This is a genomic window from Amycolatopsis tolypomycina, from assembly GCF_900105945.1.
Taxonomy (GTDB): Bacteria; Actinomycetota; Actinomycetes; order Mycobacteriales; family Pseudonocardiaceae; genus Amycolatopsis; species Amycolatopsis tolypomycina.
Genome location: NZ_FNSO01000004.1, coordinates 5842527 through 5868519, shown reverse-complemented (window position 1 = coordinate 5868519; position 25993 = coordinate 5842527). Strand labels below are relative to the sequence as shown.

23 protein-coding genes are annotated in these 25993 nt (G+C 70.9%); 14 read left to right on the top strand and 9 right to left on the bottom strand.

All coding sequences use genetic code 11. The features are described from left to right. Positions 1–28: 28 nt before the first annotated feature. Entirely contained in the window at positions 29–2164 is a 2136-nt protein-coding gene (locus BLW76_RS36525) for a fatty acid desaturase (RefSeq protein ID WP_167384860.1), read from the bottom strand. Between the two features lie 138 nt (positions 2165–2302). Between BLW76_RS36525 and BLW76_RS36520 the strand changes: the two genes are divergently transcribed. The 7 genes from BLW76_RS36520 (at position 2303) to BLW76_RS36490 (ending at position 8835) form a co-directional block, all read left to right on the top strand. Continuing rightward, positions 2303–2893 (top strand): TetR/AcrR family transcriptional regulator, encoded by a 591-nt coding sequence (locus BLW76_RS36520; protein ID WP_091316266.1) that lies wholly within the window; start codon positions 2303–2305, stop codon positions 2891–2893. A 176-nt stretch (positions 2894–3069) separates the two neighbouring features. Next, entirely contained in the window at positions 3070–4449 is a 1380-nt protein-coding gene (gene tig, locus BLW76_RS36515) for a trigger factor (RefSeq protein WP_091316264.1), read from the top strand. A gap of 138 nt (positions 4450–4587) precedes the next feature. Next, positions 4588–5193 (top strand): ClpP family protease, encoded by a 606-nt coding sequence (locus BLW76_RS36510; protein ID WP_091320319.1) that lies wholly within the window; start codon positions 4588–4590, stop codon positions 5191–5193. Between the two features lie 25 nt (positions 5194–5218). Beyond that, a complete protein-coding gene (locus BLW76_RS36505; protein WP_091316263.1) occupies positions 5219–5872 on the top strand; it encodes an ATP-dependent Clp protease proteolytic subunit in 654 nt (217 codons plus the stop codon). 229 nt (positions 5873–6101) lie between these two features. Then, positions 6102–7397, top strand: a complete 1296-nt coding sequence (clpX, locus tag BLW76_RS36500; RefSeq protein ID WP_004562779.1) for an ATP-dependent Clp protease ATP-binding subunit ClpX — start codon at positions 6102–6104, stop codon at positions 7395–7397. 50 nt (positions 7398–7447) lie between these two features. Then, complete coding sequence (locus tag BLW76_RS36495) at positions 7448–7861, top strand: hypothetical protein (protein ID WP_091316261.1); 414 nt, start codon at positions 7448–7450, stop codon at positions 7859–7861. Between the two features lie 53 nt (positions 7862–7914). Then, complete coding sequence (locus tag BLW76_RS36490) at positions 7915–8835, top strand: sensor histidine kinase (RefSeq protein ID WP_091316260.1); 921 nt, start codon at positions 7915–7917, stop codon at positions 8833–8835. 80 nt (positions 8836–8915) lie between these two features. Here the strand turns inward: BLW76_RS36490 and BLW76_RS36485 are convergent, their stop codons facing one another. Continuing rightward, positions 8916–9869, bottom strand: a complete 954-nt coding sequence (locus tag BLW76_RS36485; RefSeq protein WP_091316258.1) for an alpha/beta hydrolase — start codon at positions 9867–9869, stop codon at positions 8916–8918. 75 nt (positions 9870–9944) lie between these two features. Beyond that, the gene (locus BLW76_RS36480; RefSeq protein WP_091316257.1) at positions 9945–10652 is read right to left on the bottom strand and encodes a TetR/AcrR family transcriptional regulator; all 708 of its coding nucleotides are present in this window, start codon (positions 10650–10652) and stop codon (positions 9945–9947) included. Between the two features lie 71 nt (positions 10653–10723). On the opposite strand from BLW76_RS36480, the gene BLW76_RS36475 reads away from it, so the two are divergent. Next, on the top strand, positions 10724–12163 hold the full coding sequence (locus tag BLW76_RS36475; RefSeq protein WP_091316255.1) for a carotenoid oxygenase family protein: 1440 nt from the start codon (positions 10724–10726) through the stop codon (positions 12161–12163). A 97-nt stretch (positions 12164–12260) separates the two neighbouring features. Here the strand turns inward: BLW76_RS36475 and fdhD are convergent, their stop codons facing one another. Continuing rightward, a complete protein-coding gene (gene fdhD / locus BLW76_RS36470) occupies positions 12261–13085 on the bottom strand; it encodes a formate dehydrogenase accessory sulfurtransferase FdhD (protein ID WP_091316254.1) in 825 nt (274 codons plus the stop codon). A 102-nt stretch (positions 13086–13187) separates the two neighbouring features. On the opposite strand from fdhD, the gene BLW76_RS36465 reads away from it, so the two are divergent. The 5 genes from BLW76_RS36465 to BLW76_RS36450 all read left to right on the top strand — a co-directional run bounded on the left by BLW76_RS36465 (position 13188) and on the right by BLW76_RS36450 (position 17758). Then, entirely contained in the window at positions 13188–14537 is a 1350-nt protein-coding gene (locus BLW76_RS36465) for an L-lactate MFS transporter (protein ID WP_091316253.1), read from the top strand. Then, positions 14537–14662: an MFS transporter small subunit gene (locus tag BLW76_RS50575; protein ID WP_279627720.1), complete on the top strand. Its 126-nt coding sequence runs from the start codon at positions 14537–14539 to the stop codon at positions 14660–14662. The genes BLW76_RS36465 and BLW76_RS50575 overlap by 1 nt, the downstream gene beginning before the upstream one ends. Continuing rightward, positions 14659–15411, top strand: coding sequence for an SDR family NAD(P)-dependent oxidoreductase (locus BLW76_RS36460; protein ID WP_091316252.1), 753 nt, complete (start codon positions 14659–14661; stop codon positions 15409–15411). The genes BLW76_RS50575 and BLW76_RS36460 overlap by 4 nt, the downstream gene beginning before the upstream one ends. A 51-nt stretch (positions 15412–15462) precedes the next feature. Beyond that, positions 15463–16887: an LCP family protein gene (locus BLW76_RS36455; protein WP_091316251.1), complete on the top strand. Its 1425-nt coding sequence runs from the start codon at positions 15463–15465 to the stop codon at positions 16885–16887. Between the two features lie 346 nt (positions 16888–17233). Then, positions 17234–17758, top strand: a complete 525-nt coding sequence (locus BLW76_RS36450) for a hypothetical protein (protein WP_091316249.1) — start codon at positions 17234–17236, stop codon at positions 17756–17758. On the opposite strand, the gene BLW76_RS36445 is transcribed toward BLW76_RS36450, so the two are convergent. From BLW76_RS36445 to BLW76_RS36425, 5 genes are all read right to left on the bottom strand, one after another. Then, a complete protein-coding gene (locus BLW76_RS36445) occupies positions 17759–20065 on the bottom strand; it encodes an FdhF/YdeP family oxidoreductase (RefSeq protein ID WP_091316248.1) in 2307 nt (768 codons plus the stop codon). Positions 20066–20069: 4 nt separating this feature from the next. Continuing rightward, positions 20070–21395: an MFS transporter gene (locus BLW76_RS36440; protein ID WP_091316246.1), complete on the bottom strand. Its 1326-nt coding sequence runs from the start codon at positions 21393–21395 to the stop codon at positions 20070–20072. Positions 21396–21460: 65 nt separating this feature from the next. After that, on the bottom strand, positions 21461–21898 hold the full coding sequence (locus BLW76_RS36435; RefSeq protein WP_091320316.1) for a MarR family winged helix-turn-helix transcriptional regulator: 438 nt from the start codon (positions 21896–21898) through the stop codon (positions 21461–21463). A 43-nt stretch (positions 21899–21941) separates the two neighbouring features. Continuing rightward, positions 21942–22943: a hypothetical protein gene (locus tag BLW76_RS36430; RefSeq protein WP_091316245.1), complete on the bottom strand. Its 1002-nt coding sequence runs from the start codon at positions 22941–22943 to the stop codon at positions 21942–21944. A gap of 50 nt (positions 22944–22993) precedes the next feature. Further along, a complete protein-coding gene (locus tag BLW76_RS36425; protein WP_091316243.1) occupies positions 22994–23287 on the bottom strand; it encodes a hypothetical protein in 294 nt (97 codons plus the stop codon). Between the two features lie 56 nt (positions 23288–23343). Here BLW76_RS36425 and BLW76_RS36420 point away from each other — a divergent pair, with 56 nt between their 5' ends. Beyond that, positions 23344–25965, top strand: coding sequence for a valine--tRNA ligase (locus BLW76_RS36420; protein ID WP_091316241.1), 2622 nt, complete (start codon positions 23344–23346; stop codon positions 25963–25965). The last annotated feature ends 28 nt before the right edge of the window (positions 25966–25993 follow it).

Sequence of the window (25993 nt, the reverse complement as noted above, 5' to 3'; positions counted from 1 at the left end):
ATGACGTTCGGAGCCCGGGTCCCGGAGGTCAGCGGCGGTCGTAGTCGACCGCGACCTCCGGCGTCGTCGCGCGGCTGCGGCACGTCAGGATCCGGCTCGCCGCCACGTCGTCCTCGGTCAGCGCGTACCGGACGTCCATGTCGACCTGGCCGGACAGCAGCGTCGCCCGGCACGTGCCGCACGCGCCGCCCGTGCACGAGTACGGCACCTGGTACCCCGCCCGCAGCGCCGCGTCCAGCACCGTCTCGCCGGCTTCGGCGGTGACGCACGTCGTCGTGCCGCCCAGCGTCACCGCCACCCGCGACGGCGTGCCCGCCGGGCCGGGCGGCGGTGCCGCGCCGCGGAACAGTTCGAAGTGGACGTTCTCCTCCGGGACGTCCGCGTCGGCGAGGGTGCGGCGGGCCAGCTCCAGCAGGCCGCGCGGCCCGCACAGGAACCACTCGTCGACCTTCGCCGGGTGCAGCCGGTTCTGCAGCAGCGCACGCAGCCGCGTCCCGTCGAGGCGGCCGCGCTGGTAGCGCTCGTGGGAGATGGCGAGGGCCTCGCCGACCGCGTCGAAGTGCCGGGGCCGGTGCGCGTGGAGGTCCGGGTCGCGCTCGTCGGTGCGGTAGTGGACCACGTGCAGCCGCCCGCCGAACCGCTGGGCGAGCGCGCTCAGCTCCGCCGCGAACAACGTCGTCGCGCCCGAGGTGTTGACGTACAGCAGCGTTGCGCGGCTGTGCGGCTCCGCGTCCAGCGCGCTGACCAGGATCGACAGCACGGGCGTGATGCCGCTGCCGGCGGCCAGCGCCACGTAGTGCGCGGTCCGCGCGGGGTCGGGGGTGAGCGTGAACGCGCCGGAGGGCGGCAGGACGTCGAGGAAGTCGCCCGCGGCCAGCGCCGTGGTCGCGAAGCCGGAGAACGCCCCGCCCGGCCGCCGCTTCACCGCGATCCGCAGCTCCCCGGCGCCGGCCGGGGCGCAGATCGAGTACGTCCGGCGGACGGGACGGCCCTCGACCACGGCCCGGACCGCCACGTGCTGGCCGGGCGTGAACCGGAACTCCGCCGCCAGCTGCGGCGGGACGGTGAGGGTGATCGCGACGGCGTCCGCGGTCAGCGGCCGGACCTCCCGCACCCGCAGCCGGTGGAACCGGCTCGGCGGCCGGGGTCCCGGCGGTTCGGGACACGGCAGTCCGGGGCACGGCTCGGCTTCGCCGAGGTCGCCGGCCAGCCGCCGCCACGCGCGGTACTCCGCCGGCGTCAGCTCGCGGCCCCACGCCGTGATGATCGGGACGTCGCGGGCCAGGTACGCGTCCCGGTTGTCCTTCCACGCCCGCAGGTAGCGGTAGAACGGCACGGCCGGGTGGAGGTGGTGCACCAGGTGGTAGTTCTGGAACAGCATCATCGGCGTCATCAGCCACTCCAGCCCCACCCGCACCCGCGTGGTGCCGAACTTGTCGCGCGGCTTCGCGGCGGGCAGCCCGTGGTGCGGCAGCCAGTCGAACCACCACGCCAGCACGGCCAGCCCGATCCGCTGCGGCAGCACGTACCCGAGCAGCAGTTCCCGGCCGTGGCCGCAGGCGACCAGCGTGGCGGCCGCGGCGAACGCCAGCGACAGCAGCACGACCGACTCCGCCCGCTCCGCCGCCGGGCGGTGCCGCGCGCGGACCGTGTAGAAGCGCGCGTACCAGAAGTCGATGGTGAGCCAGCGGAACGGCAGCGACCACCAGGCTCCCTGCGACGTCCAGGCGTCCGGATCGGTGTGCGAGTCCGCGTTCGTGTTGCGGTGGTGTTCACTGTGGACGAACCGGAGCAGCGGGAACGCCGCGTACACCGCGACGAACGGCATCGCCAGCCTGCCGAGCACTTCGTTGACCCATGTCAGCTTTCCTGCGGCGTGGTGGGCCGATTCGTGCGCCACGGTGAACATGGTGAAGGTGACGATCGCGTGCAGCGGCACGGTGTACACCGGCGGCGCGATCCCGGTCAGCAGCAGCCAGGTCGCCGCGCCCCACAGCGCCGCGCCGCCGGCGAACAACAGCAGTGTCGGCACGGAAATCCGGGGCAGCGGGATGCGCGGCGAGGGCACCGCGCGCGGGACCGGCGCGCCCGCCGCCGCCGTCGTCGAGGACGACGGGATTTCGGACGTACGGGAGCCGCGCGGCGGGGTATCGACGACGGGCATCGAGCGGTCTCCTCGGTCGAGAAGCTCCTGGCGAGGCGGGAGTCACCGTAGACAACCCACCCGCGTTTGTAAACGTCGCACCACGCTTCGAAAAAAGGTCTGGGCCAGCCGAACGCAAGCGGTGGGTAAGCTGCCCTTGTGAAGGCTGTCACCCATCCCGCCCCGGCGAGCACCCGGGAACGGCTGCTGGACGCGGCCGCCGGCCTCATCGCCGGCGACGGCTGGACCGCGGTGACGATGGGCAAGCTGGCCGCACGCGTCGGCGTCAGCAGGCAGACCGTCTACAACGAACTCGGCTCCAAGGCCGAGCTGGCCGAGGCGTTGGTGCTGCGCGAAACCGAGCGCTTCGCCGAGCGCGTGACCGAGGTCGTCGCCGCCCACCCCGGCCGCCCGGTCGACGGCGTCACCGCCGCGTTCCGGCAGACACTCGAAGCCGCCAGGGCCAACCCGCTGATCCTCATCGCGCTCGGCTGCCCGAAGGGCGGCAGCGAAGACTTCCTCCCGCTGCTGACCACCCGGCCCGAGGGCGTGCTCGAGCGCTCGGTCGACACCGTGGCGGCGCTGTTCGCGCGGTGCTACCCGGAGGTCGGGCTGACCCGCTCGGAGTGGACGGTCGCGGTCGAGGCGTTCGTCCGGCTGCTGCTCTCCCACCTCGTGCAGCCGAGCGGCTCGGTGGCGCACGCCAGCGGCCAGATGCGCTGGGTGATCGGCCGGATGCTCGGAGTGTGAGTTCGCGCCCGGACGCGCCGGGTGATCGGCCGGAGGCCGGGCGCCTGACCTCGCAGGTGGCCCCCGGCCCGGTGGCGCAGGCCACTGGCCTAGACTCGGACGTCCCGGTCTGCAGGCGACCGGGGACATTTCCGCAGGATTGTCCACCACAATCGTTACCGCTCGAGGAGAAGACCTTGAAGAGCACCGTCGAGCAGCTCAGCCCGACGCGAGTCAAGATCAATGTCGAGGTGCCGTTCGACGAGCTCAAGCCGAACTTCGACCGCGCCTACCGCAAGATCGCCCAGCAGGTGCGCATCCCGGGCTTCCGGCCCGGCAAGGCGCCCGCTCGCGTCCTGGAAAGCCGGATCGGGCGCGGCCCGGTGCTCGACGAGGTCGTCAACGAGGCCATCCCGGCCAAGTACATCGAGGCCGTCCGCGCCAACGAGGTCCGCACGCTCGGCAACCCCGAGTTCGACGTGACCAAGCTCGAGGACCGCGACGTGCTCGAGTTCACCGCCGAGGTCGACGTGCGCCCGGAGATCGAGCTGCCCGACCTCGACGGCTTCGCGATCACCGTCGACGACGTCGAGCTGACCGACGCCGAGGTCGACGAGCAGCTCGACGAGCTGCGCGCCCGCTTCGGCACGCTGACCGGCGTCGAGCGCCCGGCCGAGAACGGCGACTTCGTCTCGATCGACCTGTCCGCCACCGTCGACGGCCAGGCCGTCGAGGAGGCGAGCACCAGCGGGCTGTCCTACGAGATCGGCTCCGGCCAGCTCGTCGACGGCATCGACGAGGCCATCGTCGGCGCGACCGCAGGCGAGACCAAGACGTTCACCACCCAGCTCGTCGCCGGGGAGCACGCCGGCAAGGACGCCGAGGTGACCGTGACCGTCCAGTCGGTCAAGACCCGCGAGCTGCCCGAGGCCGACGACGAGTTCGCCCAGATGGCCAGCGAGTTCGACACGATCGACGAGCTCAAGAACGACCTGCGCGAGCGGCTCGGCCGCGTCAAGAAGATGCAGCAGGGCGTCCAGGCGCGCGACAAGGTGCTCGACGAGCTCCTCGAGCGCACCGAGGTGCCGATCCCGGAGAAGGTCCTCGACGCCGAGATCGAGAACCGCAAGCACGACGCGATCCACCCGTTCGACCACGACGAGGCCCAGTTCGCGCAGGCCCTCGAGGCCGAAGGCCGCACGCTCGAAGAGTTCGACGCCGAGACCCGCACCGAGTCGGAGAAGGCCGTCCGCACGCAGCTGCTGCTGGACACCATCGCCGACAAGGAAGAGGTCTCCGTCAACGACGGCGAGCTCACCGAGCGGATCATCTACCAGGCCCAGCGCTTCGGGATCAGCCCGGACGAGTACGTCCAGCGCGCCCAGCAGTCCGGCCAGCTGACCGCGATCTACGCCGACGTGCGCCGCGGCAAGGCCCTCGCCTCGGTCGTCCGCAAGGCGACCGTGACCGACGGCTCCGGCGCCGAGGTCGACCTCTCGGAGCTCTTCGGCACCGACGAGCCGGCAACCGAGGAGACGCAGGTCACCGACGAAACGGCGAAGACTCCGGCGGAGTGAAGCTGTGAGCGAACTTGGGCGGTGTCAGGCATTCTGCACCGCCCAAGTTCGTTAGGGTCGGATACAAGATCTCAAGCATCTGAAACGACAGCGGTGGCCGTCAGCACCGGGCCGCCGCCGGCGAAAAGGCAGGCAGACGTGACGCAGCACACGCCCGAGGCGCGGACCGGCACCGCAGGGCTCAACCTCACCGACTCGGTGTTCGAGCGGTTGCTCCAGGAGCGCATCGTCGTCCTCGGTTCCGAGGTCAACGACGAGGTCGCCAACCGGATCACCGCGCAGCTGTTGCTGCTCGACGCGGACGACGCCGAGTCCGACATCCGCTTCTACATCAACTCGCCGGGTGGCTCGGTCACCGCCGGGTTCGCCATCTACGACACCATGCAGCTGATCCGCCCGGACGTCGCGACCTACGCGATGGGCATGGCGGCCTCGATGGGGCAGTTCCTGCTCTCCTCGGGCACGCCGGGCAAGCGCTACGCGCTCCCGCACGCCCGCATCCTGATGCACCAGCCCTCGGCCGGTGTCGGCGGCACGGCGTCGGACATCGCGATCCAGGCCGACCTGTTCAACAAGTGGAAGCAGGAGCTGGCCCGGATCACCGCGGACCAGACCGGGCAGACGGTCGAGCAGATCATCAAGGACGGCGACCGCGACCGCTGGTTCACCGCGCAGGAGGCGAAGGACTACGGGTTCGTCGACCACGTCCTCACCGCCGACATCGCCCGTCCGGGCTCCCGCTGAGCCCGAAGCACCAAGGAGACTTTCGATGAGCAACTTCAGGCTCCCGGGTGACTTCCAGGGCCCGAGCATCCCCCAGTCGCGGTACATCCTGCCGTCGTACGTGGAGCGGACCAGCTACGGCGTCAAGGAGTCGAACCCGTACAACAAGCTCTACGAAGAGCGGGTCATCTTCCTCGGCGTGCAGGTGGACGACGCGTCGGCCAACGACGTGATGGCCCAGCTGCTGCACCTCGAGCACGAGGACCCGGACCGCGACATCCTGGTCTACATCAACTCGCCGGGTGGCTCGTTCACCTCGCTGATGGCGATCTACGACACCATGCAGTTCGTCCGCCCGGACATCCAGACGTACTGCCTCGGCCAGGCCGCCTCGGCCGCCGCGGTGCTGCTGTCGGCCGGCACGCCGGGCAAGCGCTACGCGCTGCCGAACTCGCGCGTGCTGATCCACCAGCCGGCCACCGAGGGCACCTACGGCCAGGTCTCCGACCTGGAGATCCAGGCCAACGAGATCCAGCGGGTGCGGCGCCAGATGGAGGTCATCCTGGCCAAGCACACGAACAAGGACCCGGACCAGATCCGGACCGACATCGAGCGCGACAAGATCCTCACGGCCGAAGAGGCCAAGGCGTACGGCATCATCGACGAGGTTCTGCCGTACCGTAAGGCGTCGGCTCTGTAGATCCGCCAGGCCGGTGTGTGTCGAGAAGACGACACACACCGGCATCCTGGTTTAGGGTCGTCCTCTGACGTGCTCCCGGAGTTCGTGGGTGTTCCCGCTCACGGCATCGGACGGGTACCGTCAGTGGCAATGCGTGAGGCTCCACCCGGTCACCACACCCGGGGGGTCGCACCGTCGCAACACACGTCAGGCGCGAAAACTCGCGCCGGAGGGGACGAGGTCAACGGCCATGGCACGGATCGGTGACGGCGGAGACCTGCTGAAGTGTTCTTTCTGCGGGAAGAGCCAGAAGCAGGTGAAGAAGCTCATTGCCGGCCCCGGGGTCTACATCTGCGATGAGTGCATCGACCTCTGCAATGAGATCATCGAGGAGGAGCTGGCCGAGGCCGGCGACGTCAAGCTCGACGAGCTGCCCAAGCCCGCCGACATCCACGAGTTCCTCGAGCAGTACATCATCGGGCAGGAAGACGCCAAGCGGACGCTGGCGGTGGCGGTCTACAACCACTACAAGCGCATCCAGGCGGACGACAAGGCCGGGCCGAAGGACTCCAAGGAGGAGTCGGTCGAGCTCGCCAAGTCCAACATCCTGATGCTCGGCCCCACCGGGTGCGGCAAGACCTACCTGGCGCAGACGCTCGCGAAGCTGCTGAACGTGCCGTTCGCCATCGCGGACGCCACGGCGCTGACCGAAGCGGGTTACGTCGGCGAGGACGTCGAGAACATCCTGCTCAAGCTCATCCAGGCGGCGGACTACGACGTCAAGCGGGCCGAGACCGGGATCATCTACATCGACGAGGTCGACAAGATCGCCCGCAAGAGCGAGAACCCGTCGATCACCCGCGACGTCTCCGGCGAGGGTGTCCAGCAGGCGCTGCTGAAGATCCTCGAGGGCACCACCGCCTCCGTCCCGCCGCAGGGCGGCCGCAAGCACCCGCACCAGGAGTTCATCCAGATCGACACGACGAACGTGCTGTTCATCGTGGCCGGCGCGTTCGCCGGGCTGGAGAAGATCATCAACGAGCGGGTCGGCAAGCGCGGCCTCGGCTTCGGCGCGGAGATCCGCACCAAGTCCGAGATCGAGGAGAGCGACGTCTTCTCCGACACCATGCCGGAGGACCTGATCAAGTTCGGGCTGATCCCGGAGTTCATCGGCCGGCTCCCGGTCGTGGCGACGGTGAACCACCTGGACAAGGACTCCCTGGTCAACATCCTCACCCAGCCGCGCAACGCCCTGGTGAAGCAGTACAAGAAGCTCTTCGAGATGGACAACGTCGAGCTCGAGTTCACCAAGACCGCGCTCGAGGCCATCGCCGACCAGGCGGTCCTGCGGGGCACGGGTGCCCGCGGGCTGCGCGCCATCATGGAAGAGGTGCTGCAGCCGGTCATGTACGACATCCCGAGCCGCGACGACGTGGCGAAGGTCGTCATCACCGAGCAGACCGTCCGGGAGAACGTGAACCCGACGATCGTCGCCCGGCAGCCGACGCGGCGCGCGCGCAGCGAGCGCGGCGAGAAGTCGGCCTGAGGCCGGGCGTCTCCGGGCCGCCCGGCCCGGAGACCCGACAGGAAAGCTGAATGACTGCTGATTCTTTCCCGGGTTCCGGGGCCCCTGCGGGCGGCGGCGTGCAAGCGCCGGCGCCGCCGGCCCCGGAACCCGGCGGGACCGCCCCGGCCGCGCCGGCCCTGGGGTTCCGCGAGCTGAGCGAGCGCGTCATCGCGTCTGTCGCCGACCGGTACCCGTGGCTGCACCGGGTGCTGATGGGCATGCTGGCCGTGTTCACCGGCACCTGCGTCGTCGCCGTCGTGTCCCGGCTGTCGCCGTTGCCGCTGATCCCCGTGCCGTTGTTCGTCGTCGCGGCCTACGCGCTGCGCCAGGCGCACGGCGTCACCGATGATCGGCGCCGGCTGTTCAACTGGGTGCTGCTGTTCGCCCTCACGACCATGGTCGGCTTCTGGCTGATCGCGGTCGTCGGCCGCTGGGTGGAGTGAGGTTCCGACGTCCGGAGCGTTTGCGGGCGTGCGCGGCTGGGTAAGACCATCCCGTGGTAGATGCCCTCAGACCGTTCCGGCATCCGGCAATTTTCTATCGCGGCGACACCGAGTACCTGGACGGTGTCATTCCGTTCCTGCTCGAAGGACTCGACCGGGGCGAACCCGCGGCCGTCGCCGTGCCCGGCCGCAACCTGCTGCTGATCGAGAAGGCATTGGAAGACCGGGCGACCGAAGTCCGGCTCATCGACATGCAGCGGGCGGGCCGCAATCCGGGCGCCATCCTGCCGTCGGTGCTGCACGCCTTCGCCGCCGAGCACGCCGGTCCGGTGCGGCTCGTGGGCGAGCCGATCTGGGCCGGCCGCACGGACGCGGAGTACCCGGCGTGCGTGGTGCACGAAGCCCTCATCAACGACGCCTTCGCCGGGCGTGACCTGGCGGTGCTCTGCCCGTACGACGTCGGGGCGCTGCCGCCGCCGGTCCTGGCCGACGCCGAGCGGACCCACCCCGAGCTGTGGGGCCTGGCCGGGCCGTTCGTCAGCCCGCGCTTCGACCCCGACGGCGTCCGCGCGGACTTCACGCGCCCGCTCGCCCCGCCGCCGGGCGCGGTCGAGCGCGGGTTCGACCTCGGGCAGCTGGCGTCCCTGCGCGGCTTCGCGGAGATCTGGGCCGCCCGCCACGGCCTGCGCCGCCCCCGCCGTGACGAGTTCGCGCTGGCGATCGCGGAGCTGACGACGAACAGCGTGCTCTACGGCGGCGGCACGGGCGTCCTGCGGCTGTGGGCGGAGCCGACCCAGGTGGTCGGCGAGGTGAGCGACACGGGCACGATCGCCGACCCGCTGGCCGGCCGCATCCCGCCGTCGGCGACGACGCTGGGCGGGCGCGGCCTGCTGCTGGTCAACCGCCTGGCCGACCTGGTCCGCACCTACTGGGTCCCGGGCCGCACGATCACCCGCATCCACTTCGCCCGCTGACCCCGCGTCCCGACGTCATGAAAGGGTCGTTCATGACATCTGACGTCATGAACGACCCTTTCATGACGTGGGGCGAGCAGTCAGTCGGCCCGGGGGACGTGCTTGCCGAGGAAGCTGATCAGGCTCGGCACCACCGTGCGGTTGAACGGGTCGCCGTGCTTGCCGTGGGCGGTGTGCGCCACCGCCGGGTGGGCCGCCTCGATGTAGCGGCGGACGCCGGTGATGAACGAGTCCTCCGTGCCGCACCAGATGCCGTTGGCGACGCCCTTGGTCTCGTCGATGTGGCGCAGCGGGTCGAGGGACGTCCAGTCCTGGATCCCGGTGAAGATGTGGCGCTTGGCCATCTCCGGCCACGACGTGATCAGCGCCGGGGCCAGCGTGGCGACGGCGGCGGGCGGCTGGCGCCGCTCGACGCGGCGGCGCGTGTACACCAGGGCGCCGAACCCGCCCATCGACACGCCCGTGCAGGCGAACGGCTGCCCGGTGGGGCCGGCGAAGCCGCGGGCCCGCAGCCACTGCGGGACCTCCTCCAGCAGCATCGCCATCGGGTCGTCGCCCGGGTGGACCTCGTGCCAGTAGTTGTCGCCGCCGTCGACGGCCACGAAGCCGTACGCCGGGACCGCCTTGCGGGCGACGTCGCTGGCGAGCTGCTTGAGCGTGCCGGTGGGCGCCGCGCTGCGGGCGTTGCCGTGCAGGCCGTGCAGCATGAGCGACATCGGCAGCCCCTTCGGCGGGGTCTTCGACGGCAGGATGAACACCAGGTCGACCATCCGGCCGCGCGCGGCCGAGTAGACGCGCTCGACGCGCGTGCTGCCCAGCTGGGTCGTCGGGTTCGACGACGTCACGCCGAGCGTCCGCTGCAGGGCCTGGCTGAACGGCAGCTTGCCGGTGGCGGTGCCGACGGCCAGTCCGGTCACGGCCAGCCCGGACGCCCCCGCGATCAGCACCGACCGGCGGCTGAGCCACCGCCGGGCGCCCTGGACCGCCTCGGCGACCGCCCCGGCCGGTTCCGCGTCCCCGTGTTCCTCGTTCACCCTGTCTCCATCCCCCTGCCCCTCATAAGGACGCCGCGCACCTGCTCCGCGTTCCCTCGCGCCCTGTTCACCGGCTTATTCGTTATCACCCTGCCCGGTGTTTCCGGTCCTCGCCCGCCAAGCCGCTTTCGCGGCCTCGGCCGATTGTCCGGCTTCGTCCACAGTGTCCCCGAGACCCACGGCCATCGTGATCCCGAGGGGGACCAAAATGTGGTCTATGCCCTGTTCACGGGGGCCGAAGTGGCCGGACGCCTCCAGTGTGACGAATCCGTGCAGCGCACTCCAGAGCTGGGCGGCGGCCTGGTACTCGTCCGCGGGCCGGAAGCGGCCGGCGGCGATGGCCCGCGCGGTCGCCCGGACGATGTGGGTGAACGCCTCCAGCCCCTCCTGGGCGGCTTCGCGGCCTTCGGCGGTGGTGAGGTCGGAGAGCGTCGCCCGCTTGCCGCCGGGCGCGGACTGGCCGAACGTCACCGCGAACAGCTGCGGCTGCTCGGCGACCGCCTGCCGGTAGGTGCGGGCCAGGCTGAAGATGTCCGCCACCGGGTCGTCGGTCTCGCCGACCTGGGCCAGCCACTCCGACAGCCGGAGGTAGCCGGCCCGCGCGACCTCGTCGACCAGCGCGGCCATACCACCGAAGTGCGTGTAGACCGCCATCGTCGAGACGCCGACCTCCGCCGCCAGCTTGCGGGCCTGCAGGGCTTCGGGACCGCTTTCGTCGAACAGCCGGATGGCGGCCTCGACGAGCCGGGCCTTGACGTCGGTCGCGCGCGGTCTGGGGCTCATGCTTGCCAGTATCCCATAACCCTGTTATACCTGTTTTCATAACCGAGTTATGGAAGCCGTGGAGGGGTCACATGGGCAACAAGTTCCTCGAAGGAAACTTCGCTCCGGTCAGCCGGGAGCACACGATCACCGACCTCGCCGTCACCGGCCGGATCCCGGAGTTCCTCGACGGCCGCTACCTGCGCAACGGCCCGAATCCGCTGTCCGAAGTGGACCCGGCGGCCTACCACTGGTTCATGGGCGACGGCATGGTCCACGGCGTGCGCCTGCGCGACGGGAAGGCCGAGTGGTACCGCAACCGGTGGGTCCGCAACCCCGCTGTGGCCGCGGCGCTGAACGGCGAGGACGCGAGCCGGTTCTGCGGGCTGGACGCGCTCGGCGCCAACACCAACGTCATCGGCCACGCGGGCCGGACCCTCGCCCTGGTCGAGGCGGGCGCGCCGGTCTACGAGCTGACCGACGAGCTCGACACCGTCGGCCGCTGCGACTTCGACGGCACGCTGCCCGGCGGCTACACCGCCCACCCCAAGCGCGATCCGCGCACCGGCGAGCTGCACGCCGTCTCGTACTTCTTCGGCATGGGCAACAAGGTCCAGTACTCGGTGATCGACGCGGCCGGCCGCGCCCGCCGCACGGTCGACGTCGAGGTCACCGGGTCGCCGATGATGCACGACTTCTCGCTGACCGAGAACCACGTCGTCTTCTACGACCTGCCGGTGACGTTCAACGCCGAGATGGCGGTCGCGGCCAGCGTGCCGGCCGCCCTGCGGACGCCGGCGAAGCTGGTGGTCTCGGCGATGGTCGGCAAGGTCCGGGTGCCGGACCCGGTGACCGCGATGATGGCGGGCAAGCTCGGCGCGAACGGCGGCCTCCCGTACCGCTGGAACCCGAAGTACCCGGCGCGGATCGGCGTCATGCCGCGCGAGGGCGGCAACGCGGACGTCCGGTGGTTCGACGTCGAGCCGTGCTACGTCTTCCACCCGCTCAACGCCTACGACGACGGCGACAGCGTCGTGCTGGACGTCGTCCGCCACCCGCGGATGTTCGACCGCGAGCTGCACGGCCCGGGCGAGGGCGGCCCGACCCTGGACCGCTGGACGGTCGACCTGGCGGCGGGCAAGGTGATCGAGGAACGCCTCGACGACCGCGGCCAGGAGTTCCCGCGCGTGGACGAGCGCCGGGTCGGCCGCCGCCACCGCTACGGCTACGCGATGTCGGCCGACGGCGGCGCCGACCCGGCCGGTTCGCTGTTCAAGCACGACTTCCACACGGGAGCGCGGCACGAGCGGGCGTTCGGCGCGGGCCGCCAGCCGGGCGAGTTCGTGTTCGTCCCCCGCCGCGAAGACGCGGCCGAGGACGACGGCGTCCTGCTGGGCTTCGTGTTCGACCCGGCGACGCAGCGCAGCGACCTGACGATCCTGGACGCGGAAACCCTCGACACGGTGGCGGCGATCCACCTGCCGGACCGCGTGCCCCACGGCTTCCACGGCAACTGGGTGCCCTCGGCCTGACGCCCCAATGTGGCGTTGGTTGCGTCCAACGCACCGAACGCCACATTGGGTGCGTTGGACGCACCGAACGCCACATTGGGGCGCTTGGGGCGGGCTGCTAGGTCAGGATGCGGTGGTCTCCGGTGTAGAGGTTCATCGAGTCGCCGCGCAGGAAGCCGACCAGGGTCATGCCGTTCTCCTCGGCCAGCTCCACCGCCAGCGATGACGGCGCCGACACCGCGGCCAGCAGGCCGATGCCCGCCATCGCGGCCTTCTGGACCAGCTCGAACGACGCGCGTCCGGACACCAGGAGACCGTACCCCGGCGCCGGGATGCGGCCGTCGAGGACCGCCCAGCCCAGCACCTTGTCCACCGCGTTGTGCCGTCCGACGTCCTCGCGGACCACCTCGAGCGACCCGTCCGGGGCGAACAGCCCCGCCGCGTGCAGGCCGCCGGTGCTGGCGAACACCTTCTGGCGGGCGCGCAGCGAGTCCGGCAGGCCGGCGAGCACCGAGCTCTTCACCGCGAACTCCGCCGACGCGGGGGAGAAGCGGGTGCGCAGCTTGACCGCGTCCAGCGCCGCCTTGCCGCAGACGCCGCACGACGACGTCGTGTAGAAGTTGCGCTCGACGCCGGTGTCCGGCGGGGGCACGCCGTCGGCCAGCGCGATGTCCAGCACGTTGTAGGTGTTGCGGCCCTGGTCGTCGACGCCGTCGCAGTAGCGGGCGACCGCCACGTCGTTTCGGCCGCCGATCACGCCTTCGGACAGCAGGAAGCCGTGGGCCAGCTCGACGTCGTGGCCCGGTGTGCGCATGGTGACCGCCAGCGCGCGGCCGCCGACCCGCAGCTCCAGGGGCTCTTCGGCCGCCAGCGCGTCCGGGCGGCGCCGGTCCCCGGTCGCGGAGATCCGCCGCACCGGCCTGCGCACGGTCACCCTGCCCATCAGCACATCCTTCGCTGCCCGAAAGTTCGACACTCGTATGGTGCAACACCGGTGATTTAGTAATACATTCCCTCCATCATCCCCAGAATACGGAGGGAACCGATGGCTCTCGGCTTCCTGGACCGATCCCGGATCGTGGCCCCGCCGAGCTGGACGCGCTGGCTGGTGCCGCCGGCGGCCCTCTCGGTACACCTGTCGATCGGGCAGGCCTACGCGTGGAGCGTCTTCAAGACCCCGCTCGAGAAGACCCTGCACCTCAACGGCACGCAGAGCTCGCTGCCGTTCCAGCTCGGCATCGTCATGCTGGGGCTGTCCGCCGCGTTCGGCGGCACGCTCGTCGAGAAGAACGGCCCGCGCTGGGCGATGTTCGTGTCGATGTGCTGCTTCGCCAGCGGCTTCCTCGTCTCCGCGCTCGGCGTCGCCACCGGGCAGTTCTGGCTGGTCGTCGTCGGCTACGGCGGCATCGGCGGCGTCGGGCTGGGCATCGGCTACATCTCGCCGGTGTCGACGCTGATCAAGTGGTTCCCGGACCGGCCGGGCATGGCCACCGGGATCGCGATCATGGGCTTCGGCGGCGGTGCCCTGATCGCCTCGCCGTGGTCGTCCTCGATGCTGGGCACCGCGCCGACGACGAGCACCATCGCGACCGCGTTCCTGGTCCACGGCGTCGTCTACGCGGTGTTCATGTCGATGGGCTGGCTGCTCGTGCGCGTGCCGGCCGACGGCTGGAAGCCCGACGGCTGGGAGCCGAAGACCGACCACGGCGCCGCCATGATCACGACGGCGAACGTCTCGGCCGCCAACGCGATCAAGACGCCGCAGTTCTGGTGCCTGTGGGTCGTGCTGTGCTTCAACGTCACGGCGGGCATCGGCATCCTGGAGAAGGCCTCGCCGATGATCCAGGACTTCTTCAAGGGCACGTCGACACCGGTGGGCGTGGCCGCGGCGGCGGGCTTCGTCGCGCTGCTGTCGCTGTGCAACATGCTCGGCCGGTTCGTCTGGTCGTCCACTTCGGACCTGGTCGGCCGCAAGAACATCTACCGCACCTACCTCGGCGTCGGCGCCCTGCTGTACCTGGTGATCGCGCTGACGCAGAACTCGTCGAAACTCGTGTTCATCCTGTGCGCGATGGTGATCCTGTCGTTCTACGGCGGCGGGTTCGCGACGGTCCCGGCGTACCTCAAGGACCTCTTCGGCACCTTCCAGGTGGGCGCGATCCACGGCAGGCTGCTGACGGCGTGGTCGGTGGCGGGCGTGCTCGGCCCGCTGATCGTCAACCGCATCGCCGACGGCGAGAAGGCGGCGGGCAAGTCCGGCCCCGACCTCTACACGATGTCGTTCTACATCATGATCGGCCTGCTCGTGGTCGGCTTCGTGGCCAACGAACTGGTGCGCCCGGTCAAGGAGAAGTTCCACGAGCCGGTCCCCGAGGCCGTGAGGAGTGAGGCGTGATGACCGAACCGACGGTGAAGCCCGGCCGGCTGCCGCTGATCGTGCTGGCCTGGGCGTGGGTGGTGCTCCCGTTCGGGTACGGGGTGTACCAGCTGTTCCTGAAGCTGGTCCAGCTGTTCGGATGAGCAGGGGAGTTCTCGTCACCGGCGCGTCCCGCGGCATCGGGCGCGCGGTGGCCACGGCGTTCGCGGCCCGCGGCGATCGGATCGCTGTCCACTATGGACACCGAGTCGCGGACGCCGGGGAGACACTGCAAGCGCTCCCCGGCGAAGGGCACGTGCTGGTCGGCGGCGACCTGGCCGACCCCGAGGCGGCCCGCGAGATCGCCGACGCCGCCGAAGCCGGGCTGGGCGGCGTCGACGTGCTGGTCAACAACGCCGCCGTCGCGACGTCGGCCGAGACCGCGCACCCGGTCGCCTCGGTGTCCTATGCGGACTGGCAACGGATCTGGCGGCGTACCCTCGACGTCAACCTCGTCGGCGCGGCGAACCTCAGCTACTGCGTCGCCCGGCACCTCGTCGACCGGGGCGCGCCCGGCCGGATCGTCAACATCGGCTCGCGCGGGGCGTTCAAGGGCGAGCCGGACCACCCGGCGTACGGGGCGAGCAAGGCCGCGCTGCACGCGCTCGGCCAGTCGCTGGCCGTCTCGCTCGCGCCCCACGGGATCGCCGTGACGTCGGTGGCGCCCGGCTTCACCGCCACCGAGCGCGTGGCCGACCGGATCGACGACGCCCTGCGCGCGCAGAGCCCCTTCGGCCGGGTCGGCACGCCGGAGGAGGTCGCCGCCGCGGTCGTCTACCTCGCCTCCGCCGAGGCGACCTGGGCGTCCGGGGCGGTGCTCGACCTCAACGGGGCCTCGCACCTGCGAATGTGACACAGCTCTCACTCGTGCAGCGGTTCCCGGCGCCCGGGCGTCCTGGGAGGCGTGCATGTACTGGGGAAGATCGCCGTCGCGGGGCTGGCCCTCGTGGTGTTCGGCGGCACGGCGTACGGCTACGTGAACCTGAGCTCCCTCAACGAGGTGTCGCGGGACAGCGTCATCGACCCGGAGGGTGAGACGAAGCCGGGCGAGCAGCCCGCCGACGGCTCCCTCGACATCCTGCTGGTCGGCCGGGACTCCCGGAGCGACAACCAGGGGAACCCGCTGCCGCCGGAAGTGCTGCGCGAACTGCGGGCCGGCGCCAACGGCGACGACCTCACCGACACCCTGATCGTGCTGCGGATCCCGAACGGCACCAAAGAGGTGAAAGCGTTCTCCGTCCCCCGGGACAGCTACGTCTCGATGCCGGGCGGGAAAGGCAAGATCAACGGCGCGTTCGGGCGGGCCAAGGCGGCCGAAGCGGCCCGGCTGCGCACCGCCGGCGAGACCGACAAAGCGAAGATCAACCAGAGCGCGCTCACCGCGGCGCGCCGGGCCGCCCGCCAGGCGGTCGAGGACCTCACCGGGGTGAAGATCGACCACTTCGCCGAGGTCAACCTGCTCAGCTTCTACGAGATCAGCAAGGCCGTCGGCGGCGTCGACGTCTGCCTGAAGAAGGCCACCAAGGACAAGAACTCGGGCGCGGACTTCCAGGCCGGTCCGCAGCGCGTCGCGGGGGCGGACGCGCTCGCCTTCGTCCGGCAGCGTGACGGCCTCCCGGGCACCGACCTCGCCCGCGTCCGGCGCCAGCAGGTGTTCCTCGCCGGCCTGGCGCGGCAGGTGCTCTCGGCGGGGACGCTGGCCGATCCGGGCAAGCTGTCCGACCTGATCGACGCCGTGAAGCGCTCGGTCGTGCTGGACGACTCGTGGAACCTGCTCGACTTCGTCGGGCAGATGCGCGGGGTCAGCGGCGGCGGGATCCAGTTCGCGACGATCCCGGTCGTCAACGTCGACTACCGGTACGACAAGTCGAACCCCCGGGCGACGGCGGTGCAGGTCGACCCGGCCGCGGTGAAGGCCTTCGCGGCGAGCCTGATCGGCCCCGCGGCCCCGGCCGCGCCGAGCGGGACGACCGCGCCGGCCGCGGCGGTCACCGTCGACGTCTCGAACGCGAGCTCGAAGGAAGGCCTCGCGGCCCGGGTGGCGGGTGTCCTGCGCGAGAAGGGGTTCACGGCGACCTCGGCGGGCAACACCGCCGCCCGGCGGACGTCGCTGGTCCGCTTCGGTCCCGACCTGGCCGGGCGCGGCGCCGAGGTGGCGAAGGCACTGGGCGGGCTGACGACGCAGCAGTCCGCGTCGGTGCCGGCCGGGCACATCGAGGTGGTGCTCGGGACGGTCTACGCCGGCCCCGGCGCGGCGGCGGGCGGCGGCGCGCCCGGGGGTGCTTCGGACGAGCCGATCACCTCCAACGGCGTCGTCTGCGTGGATTGACTTCCCGGTGAATTGATCGACGGCGAAGTTCCGGATTTTCCGTCGAATCCCTGAAATGCGCGGGAATTTCCCGCGAGCCCGGGACCGCCGTACCGCGGTGGACCACCCTGGCGACTGGTCTTGACGCTGCCGCCCTGGTGAGGCAGGGTGCGGGGACCGTTCGCGGTGCAGGACCACGTGGCGGCCGGGAAGTTCACCCGATCGGTGGACGATCTTGGAAAATCGATTTCAGGGAATACGGAAAGTCCGGAAATTTATGCGCAGCAGCGTCGCCCGGGGTGGGTGGATCTTGCCCGTCCTCGCTTCAGCCGTTCTTTCCGCGGGATGCCAGTCGGCGTCCGCGTCGGTGCACTACCCGGGTGCGATAGACCCCTGCCGGCTGGTCGGCGCGAACACCCAGGCGCAGCTCGCGCCCGGGACCGTCGACATCCCGGCCGACTCGGTGAAGGCCGCCGAGGTCAAGGTCGTCCCCGACGACCGCGCCACCGAGGGCAACGAGGTCACCACCTGCCGCCGCCTGTACGCCCGCGACCTCGGCGGCGGCAAGCCCAACCTGCAGGACTACCGGCTCCTCACGATCGCCGTCGTGCGGTTCACGCAGTCCGATGCGGACGAGGCCGCCGCCAAGGCCAGCCAGCTGATGACCGACGCGCTCGGCGACCACTCCGGGGTCCGGCTCGTCACCGGGGTCGGCGACGAGGCCGGGTTCTCCGAACAGTGGGCCGCGGTCCGGACCGGCAACGTCGTGCTGGGCGTGGCCATCGCCGACGGCGGGACCGAGGCCGCGCTGATCCCGCCCGCGACGCTGGACAGCGTGCAGGCCGCGGTCACGGACATGACCGGCACCCTGCAGAAGGACTTCCAGGGCTGATCAGGGCCGAGCTTCGAGCCGTACCACGATCGCCTTCGAGACCGGCGTGTTCGACTTGTCCGCCACCGAGTCCAGCGGCACCAGCGCGTTCGCCTCCGGGAAGTACGCCGCCGCGCACCCGCGCGCGGTCGGGTACGCGACGACCCGGAACGCCGGTGCCCGGCGGTCACCGTCACGCCACTCCGAGACCAGGTCGACCATGGCCCCGTCGGCGAGGCCGAGCGCCGCGATGTCGTCCGGGTGCACCAGCACCACGCGGCGGGCGTTCTCGATCCCGCGGTAGCGGTCCGAAAGCCCGTAGATCGTGGTGTTGTACTGGTCGTGGCTGCGCATGGTCTGCAGCAGCAGCCGACCCTCCGGGACGTGCGGGTACTCCAGCTCCGACACCGTGAAGTTGCCCTTGCCGTTCGCGGTGCCGGTGAACTCGCGGGAGTCGCGCGGGGCGTGCGGCAGCACGAAGCCGTCCGGCTCGCGGACGCGGCGGTTGTAGTCCTGGCAGCCCGGCACGACCCGCGCGATCCGGTCGCGGATCAGGTCGTAGTCGGCCTCGAACGTCCGCCACGGCACGGCGTGGCCCGCGCCGAACAGCTTCTCCGCCAGCCGGCAGACGATAGCGACCTCGGACAGCAGGTGCTCGCTCGCCGGCGTCAGGCGTCCGCGGGAGGCGTGCACCTGGGACATCGAGTCCTCGACCGTGACGAACTGCTCGCCGCTCGCCTGGACGTCGCGTTCGGTGCGGCCGAGCGTCGGCAGGACCAGCGCGGTGCGGCCGTGGACGACGTGCGACCGGTTCAGCTTGGTGGACACGTGCACGGTCAGCGAGCACGAGCGCAGCGCCTTCTCGGTCAGCTCCGAGTCCGGCGTCGCGGAGGCGAAGTTGCCGCCGACGGCGAAGAACACCTTGCCGTGGCCGTCGCGCATCGCCCGGATCGCGGCGACGGTGTCGAAGCCGTGCTCGCGCGGGACCTCGATGCCGAACTCGCCCGCCAGGGCGTCCATGAACGACTGCGGCATCTTTTCCCAGATGCCCATGGTCCGGTCGCCCTGGACGTTCGAGTGCCCGCGGACCGGGCACAGGCCCGCACCCGGCTTGCCGATCATCCCGCGCATCAGGGCGAGGTTCGCGATCTCGCAGATCGTCGGCACGGCGTGCTTGTGCTGGGTGAGTCCCATCGCCCAGCAGTAGATGGTGCGCTCGGAGGAGGCGATCATCCGCGCGACGCGTTCGATCTGCGCCCGCGGGAGGCCGGTCGCGCGCTCGACCTCCGGCCAGTCGATCTCCTGGAGGTGCTTGGCGTAGTCGTCGAACCCCTCGGTGACCCGCTCGACGAAGTCGCGGTCGACGATCGCGCCGGGTGCCTCGGCGTCCCAGGCGAGCAGCAGGTGCCCGACGGCCTGGAACAGCGCGAGGTCGCCGCCGAGACGGACCTGGGCGAACTCGTCGGCCAGCGGGGTGCCCTTGCCGACGACGCCACGGACGTTCTGCGGGTTCTTGAACCGCATCAGCCCGGCCTCGGGCAGCGGGTTGACGGCGATGATCTGCGCGCCGTTGCCCTTGGCCTCTTCGAGCGCCGAGAGCATCCGCGGGTGGTTGGTGCCCGGGTTCTGCCCGACGACGACGATGAGGTCGGCCTTGTGGATGTCGGCCAGGCTGACCGAGCCCTTGCCGATGCCGGTGGTGGCCGCCAGCGCCGCGCCCGAGGACTCGTGGCACATGTTGGAGCAGTCGGGCAGGTTGTTGGTGCCGAAGGAGCGCACCAGCAGCTGGTAGAGGAACGCGGCTTCGTTGCTGGTGCGGCCGGAGGTGTAGAAGATCGCCTCGTTCGGGTCGGTCAGCGCCTTGAGCTCGCCCGCGACCAGCTCGAACGCGGCGTCCCACGAGATGGGCTCGTAGTGCGTCGCGCCTTCGCGCAGCACGAACGGCTCGGTGATCCGGCCCTGCTGGCCCAGCCAGTAGTCGGTCTTGGTTTCGAGGTCCGCGATCGGGTGCTGCGCGAAGAACGCGCGGTCCACCCGCCGTTTCGTGGCTTCCTCGGCGACGGCCTTGGCGCCGTTTTCGCAGAACTCGGCGAGCTTGCGCTTTTCGCCGTCGACCTCGCGGGGTTCCGGCCACGCACAGCCCGGGCAGTCGAAGCCTTCGCGCTGGTTCAGCAGCCGCAGGGCCTTGACGGTCCGGCCGGTGCCCATCTGTTCGACGCTGCGCGCGAGCGACACGGCGACACCGGGTATCCCGGCCGCCCAGCCCTTCGGCTTGCCCACCTCGAGGCGGGTTTCGTCCACGTCCTGCGCCGGCGCTTCACGGGTCATGTGTTCATCGTGCGCCTCGATGACCGGACGCGCTAACAGGGGTCCGCAACCCACGGTCGGCGAGGGTCACCACGAGCAGCAGCCCGCTGATGACGACCAGCGCGACGGCCAGCCGGTGCAGGCCCGCGGAGTCCGCGTGCGGGCCGTAGCAGAGCGCGATGAGCGTCGAAGCCACGATCGCGCCGAGGTACTGCGCGGTCCGGAACAGCCCGCTCGCCGTGCCCATCTGCTCGGCCGGGGCCTCGCGGTACAGCGTCGTCTGGTTCGCGACGCTGGTCAGGCCCTGGGCGAGGCCGAACAACGCGGCCAGGGCGAGCAGCGCGCCGACCCAGGTGCCGTCGTGGACGAGCAGCAGCAGCGCCGAGCCGCCGGCCAGGGCCACCGCCACGGTGACCAGCCGCGCCTTGATGCCGGACGCGCGCCCGGAGAACGCCGCCGCGCAGACCGCCGTGCCCGACATCGGCAGCAGCATCAGCCCGGCCGCCTCCTCCGAGAGCTGCCGCGCGGTCTCCAGCCACTGGACGTACCCGAACATGATCGCGTAGATGGCCATGAAGCTCAGCGCCTGCCGCAGGTACGTCCGCAGGATCGCGCCGTTGGCCGCGAGCATCCGCAGGTCGAGGAAGGGCGCGTCCCGCCGGAGCTCGACCAGCGTGAAGGCCGTCCCGAACGCCGCGACGACGGCGAGCAGCCAGACCTCGGCGCCGGGGTCCATCAGGAAGAACAGGAGCGCGAGCAGCGTCGCGGAGAACAGCGCGATGCCGAGCACGTCGATCCGGGTGGCGGTGCGCGCGCCGCGGTCGTCCTTCGGCACCCACGCCCACGCCAGGACCAGCGACAACCCGGCGAGCGGGATGTTGACGGCGAAGATCGCCGGCCAGCCGAACAGCCCGATCAGCACCCCGCCCAGCGTCGGGCCGATCACCATCACCGTCTGCGCGGACATCGACAGCAGCGACAGCACCCGCGCGGGCACGCCCTGGCCGCTCGCTTCGGCGTGGTGGCGCAGCACGGCCATCGCGGCCGGGAACCCGGCGCACGTGCCCAGGCCGAGCACCACCCGCACGCCGGTCAGCCAGCCGACGGAGACCGGGATCATGCCCGCGATGCCGGCGACGATCACCAGGCTCGCGCCGCCGAGGAGGACGCGGCGGGCGCCGTGCCGGTCGACCAGGAGGCCGACCACCGGCTGCCCGACCGCGGTGGCCAGGTAGAGCGCCGAGATCAGCCAGGCGGTCTGCCCGGGACCGGCGCCGAAGCTCTGCCCGATCGGCACGAGCGCGACGGCGATGAGCGTGGAGTTGATCGGGTTGAGCACCGCGCCGGCCACCAGCGGGGTGACCAGGCGGGCGCCGAACTCGGCGGGTGCGGTGACGGTGGTCGTGAGGAACTCCTTCAGTGTTCGGCGACGCGCTGCAGCAGCGGCAGCGCGCGCGTGACGGCGTCCAGCTCGGCGGGGGACAGCTCGTCCAGCAGGGCCTGGGCCAGCCACTCGTCGCGGTGCTGCTGGATGCCGCGCACGGTGTCGCGGCCGGCCTCGGACAGGCTGATCACCACGCGGCGCCGGTCGGCCGGGTCGGGGGTGCGGGCGAGGTAGCCGAGCTCGTCGAGGACGCCGAGGGTGGCGGCCATCGACTGCTGCCGCACGTGCTCGGCGGCGGCGAGCTCGCCCTGCGTGGCCGGGCCTTCGCGGTGGAGCCGGTGGAGCACGGCCGACTGCGACAGCGTCAGGATCCCGGCGTTGTCGACGTGGCGCAGCCGCCGGTGCAGCTGCCCGACGACCCCGCGGATCCAGCCGGCGCTCTCGGCGACGTGCGCAGGTACTTCGCCCATGTACACAGTTTAACTGTGCAGTCTGGGCTGTGCATCTCGGTGGTCAGCCGCCGCAGCCGTCGAGGTGCGGCACCGGGTACTTCGGGTCGTAGTAGCCCGGCGCGTCGCGCTCTCCGGTCGGCGGCGGGGTGAGCGACCGCGGGTTCGCGTAGCCCGGGGCCAGGTAGCCCTCCTTGGCGGCGGCGCAGCCCACCGACGAGAACGCGGAGGTGGCGTCGTCGAGCCACAGGCCCTGGCTGCTCTTCGCGAACGACGAGCCGCTCCGGAGGACGTACCGCTCGTCGCGGCGCTCGAAGGTGACGATCTCCGCGGGGCTCATGAGCTCCCGGGGGTGGGCGTGGTCGAAGGCGTAGGCGACCGCGTACTTCGCCTCGACGACCAGCTCACCGGGCTTGGCGCCGGCGCGCGGGGTGAGCGTGCCGAAGGTGCGCGGGCCGGCGTCGAGCAGGTGGTAGCCGTCGGCGATCTCGGTGACGTACGCGGCGAAGCCGCCGCTGTCCTTGGTCGGCTTCTTGGCCAGCTCGGGGACGATCTGGTCGCGGTCGTCGGGGGCGAACAGGGCCGCGTACGCCTTCCCGTCGTGCCCGGTCAGGACGGCCGGGTCGAGGTGCGCGGCGGTGATGACCTGCTTGACCGTCGTGTACGCGGCGGCGACCGCGTCGGCCTTGAAGGCACCGACGGCGGCCGGGGCGGGCGCGGTGACGCCGTCGATGCCCTTCGGCCAGACGTCGGCGGGGGTGTGCGCGAACGGCCGGGCCAGGTCGACGGGGGCGACGTCCGGCACCGACGTCGGGTCCGGCGGCGCGGCGTCCTGGGCCGGCCGGCGGCCGAGCAGCACGATCGCCGTCGTGGTCACGGCCAGGATCAGCACGAACACCGCGAAGATCCACCAGCGGCGGCGCGGGCCGCGCGCGGCCCGTTTCTGCTGCTTGCGGAACTGCTTGCGGTCCTTCTTCGCACCCAGCCAGGCGTCGGTCTGCGCGTGCCTGCGCCAGTCCGGGTCCATCAGGTCCGGGTGCGAATCGAGCAGGTTGTCCTCGTCCACGTGCGTCCCCCCAAGGTCGACGCCTGATCATCGGCGCCGGGGGACGGGCGTTACCCGAAGTACGCGAATTCGTTGACGCCGGCGCCCTGGAGCTGGTGCACGATGATCGCCGCGGCGACCAGGCCGACCACGACGAGCAGGGCCAGCACGCCCGGCCAGCGGCTCTGCCCCGGCTGCCGGTAGCCGCCGGCGCGGCGCTCGCGCTTGCGGCGCTTCTGGAGGTCCTTCTTCGCGCCCAGCCAGGCGTCCCGTTCGGCGTACTTCTGCCAGTCCGGGTTCATCAGGTCCGGGTGCGTCTCGAGGCGCCGGTCGTCCGGATCCTGCGGCTGCTGAGGCTGTGTCATCCCGAGTGCCTTCCCCCTGGGTGACCCGCCGTGACGGGTTCGTAGACTTGTCCATTGTGACCGAGAACGCTCCGCAGCAGACCACCGACCTTCCGGGTGCCTGGGACCCGGCCGCCGAGGAAGCACCGATGTACGACCGCTGGGTAGCGGCCGGGTACTTCACGGCCGACGCCTCGTCGGGGAAGCCGCCGTTCTCGATCGTACTGCCGCCCCCGAACGTAACCGGTTCGCTGCACATGGGCCACGCGCTCAACCACACCCTGATGGACGCGATGAGCCGCCGCCGTCGCATGCAGGGCTACGAGGTGCTGTGGCTGCCGGGCATGGACCACGCGGGCATCGCGACGCAGAACGTCGTCGAGCGCCAGCTGGCAGGCGAGGGGCTGTCGCGCCACGACCTGGGCCGCGAGAAGTTCGTCGAGCGCGTCTGGGAGTGGAAGGCCGAGTACGGCGGCAAGATCCTCGGCCAGATGAAGCGCCTCGGCGACGGCGTCGACTGGTCGCGCGAGCGGTTCACCATGGACGAGAACCTGTCGAAGGCCGTCCAGACGGTGTTCAAGAACTTCTTCGACGAGGGCCTGATCTACCGCGCCGAGCGGATCATCAACTGGTGCCCGCGCTGCCAGACGGCGCTGTCGGACATCGAGGTCGACCACAACGACGACGACGGCGAGCTCGTGTCGATCCGCTACGGCGACGGCGACAACGCGATCGTGGTCGCGACGACCCGCGCGGAGACGATGCTGGGCGACACCGCGGTCGCCGTCCACCCGGACGACGAGCGGTACGCGCACCTGGTCGGCACCGAGGTCGAGCTGCCGCTGACCGGCCGCCGCATCCCGATCGTCGCCGACAAGCACGTCGACCCGGAGTTCGGCACGGGTGCGGTGAAGGTCACCCCGGCGCACGACCCGAACGACTTCGAGATCGGCCGCCGCCACGACCTGCCGATGCTGACGATCATGAACGAGCGCGCGGAGATCACCGCGGCCGGCCCGTTCCAGGGCCTCGACCGCTTCGAGGCGCGGCCGGCCGTGGTCGCGGCGCTGCGGGAAATGGGCCGGATCGTCGCGGAGAAGCGGCCGTACGTGCACGCGGTCGGGCACTGCTCCCGGTGTGACACGGTGGTCGAGCCGCGGCTGTCGCTGCAGTGGTGGGTCAAGGTCGAGGAGCTGGCCAAGCTGGCCGGCGACGCGGTCCGCGACGGCCGCACCAAGATCCACCCGCCGGAGCTGGGCAAGCGCTACTTCGACTGGGTCGACAACATGCACGACTGGACGATCTCGCGCCAGCTGTGGTGGGGCCACCGCATCCCGGTGTACTACGGCCCGGACGGCGAAGTGGTGTGCGTCGGCCCGGACGAGCAGCCGCCGACCGGCGAGGGCTGGACGCAGGACCCGGACGTGCTGGACACGTGGTTCAGCTCCGGCCTGTGGCCGATGTCGACGCTGGGCTGGCCGTCGTCTTCGGAAGATCTGGCCAAGTTCTACCCGACCAGTGTGTTGTCGACCGGCTACGACATCCTGTTCTTCTGGGTGGTCCGGATGATGATGTTCGGCGTCCACCAGATGCAGGGTGCCCAGCCGTTCGACCACGTCTACCTGCACGGCCTGATCCGCGACGCCCAGGGCAAGAAGATGTCGAAGTCGCGCGGCAACGTGATCGACCCCCTGGAGTGGATGGACGCGTACGGCGCGGACGCGACCAGGTTCACCCTGGCCCGCGGCGCGAACCCGGGCGCGGACATGGCACTGGCCGACGAGTGGGCGGCGGGGTCCCGCAACTTCTGCACGAAGCTGTGGAACGCGACGAAGTTCGCGATGATGAACGGCGCTTCGGTCGATTCTCCCTTGCCTGCTGCCTCTGCGTTGACGGAGGCGGACCGCTGGATCCTGGGCAGGCTCGCTGCGCTGGTGTCCGAAGTGGATGGCCTGTTCGAGGACTTCCAGTTCGCGAAGGTGGCGGGCGCGCTCTACCAGTTCACGTGGAACGAGCTGTGCGACTGGTACCTGGAGCTGGCGAAGGTCCAGCTGTACCAAGGGGACGACTCTCGTGTCGCCGCCACCCGCGCTGTCCTGGGCCACGTGTTGGACACGGTGCTCAGGTTGCTGCACCCGTTCATCCCGTTCATCACGGAGAAGCTCTGGACGGCGCTGACGGGCGGCGAGTCGCTGGTGATCGCCGCCTGGCCGACGCCGTTCGAGGGGTACGCGGATTCCGCGGCGGACGCCCGGATCGCGGACGTCCAGAAGCTGGTGACGGAGATCCGCAGGTTCCGCGCGGACCAGGGCCTGAAGCCGGGCCAGAAGGTGGCGGCCCGCTTGGCGGGCTACACGGGAGGGCACGAATCGGCGATCCGTTCCCTGGTCCGGTTGACCTCGGCAGCCGAAGACTTCGCGGCGAGCGCCTCGCTCGAGGTGGCCTTGGCGGACGGCGTGGTGACGGTGGAGCTGGACCTGTCGGGCACGGTAGACGTCGCGGCGGAGCGCAAGCGCCTCCAGAAGGACCTGGCGGCGGCGGAGAAGGAGCTGTCCCAGACGGACGCGAAGCTGGGCAACGAGGCATTCATCGCCAAGGCCCCGGAGCAGGTGGTGGCCAAGATCAAGACCCGCCGCGAGACAGCGGTGGCGGACATCGACCGCATCACAGCCCGCCTGGCGGCGCTGCAGGCTTCCTGAGGTTGTGGATCAAAGCCCGGCACTCGTT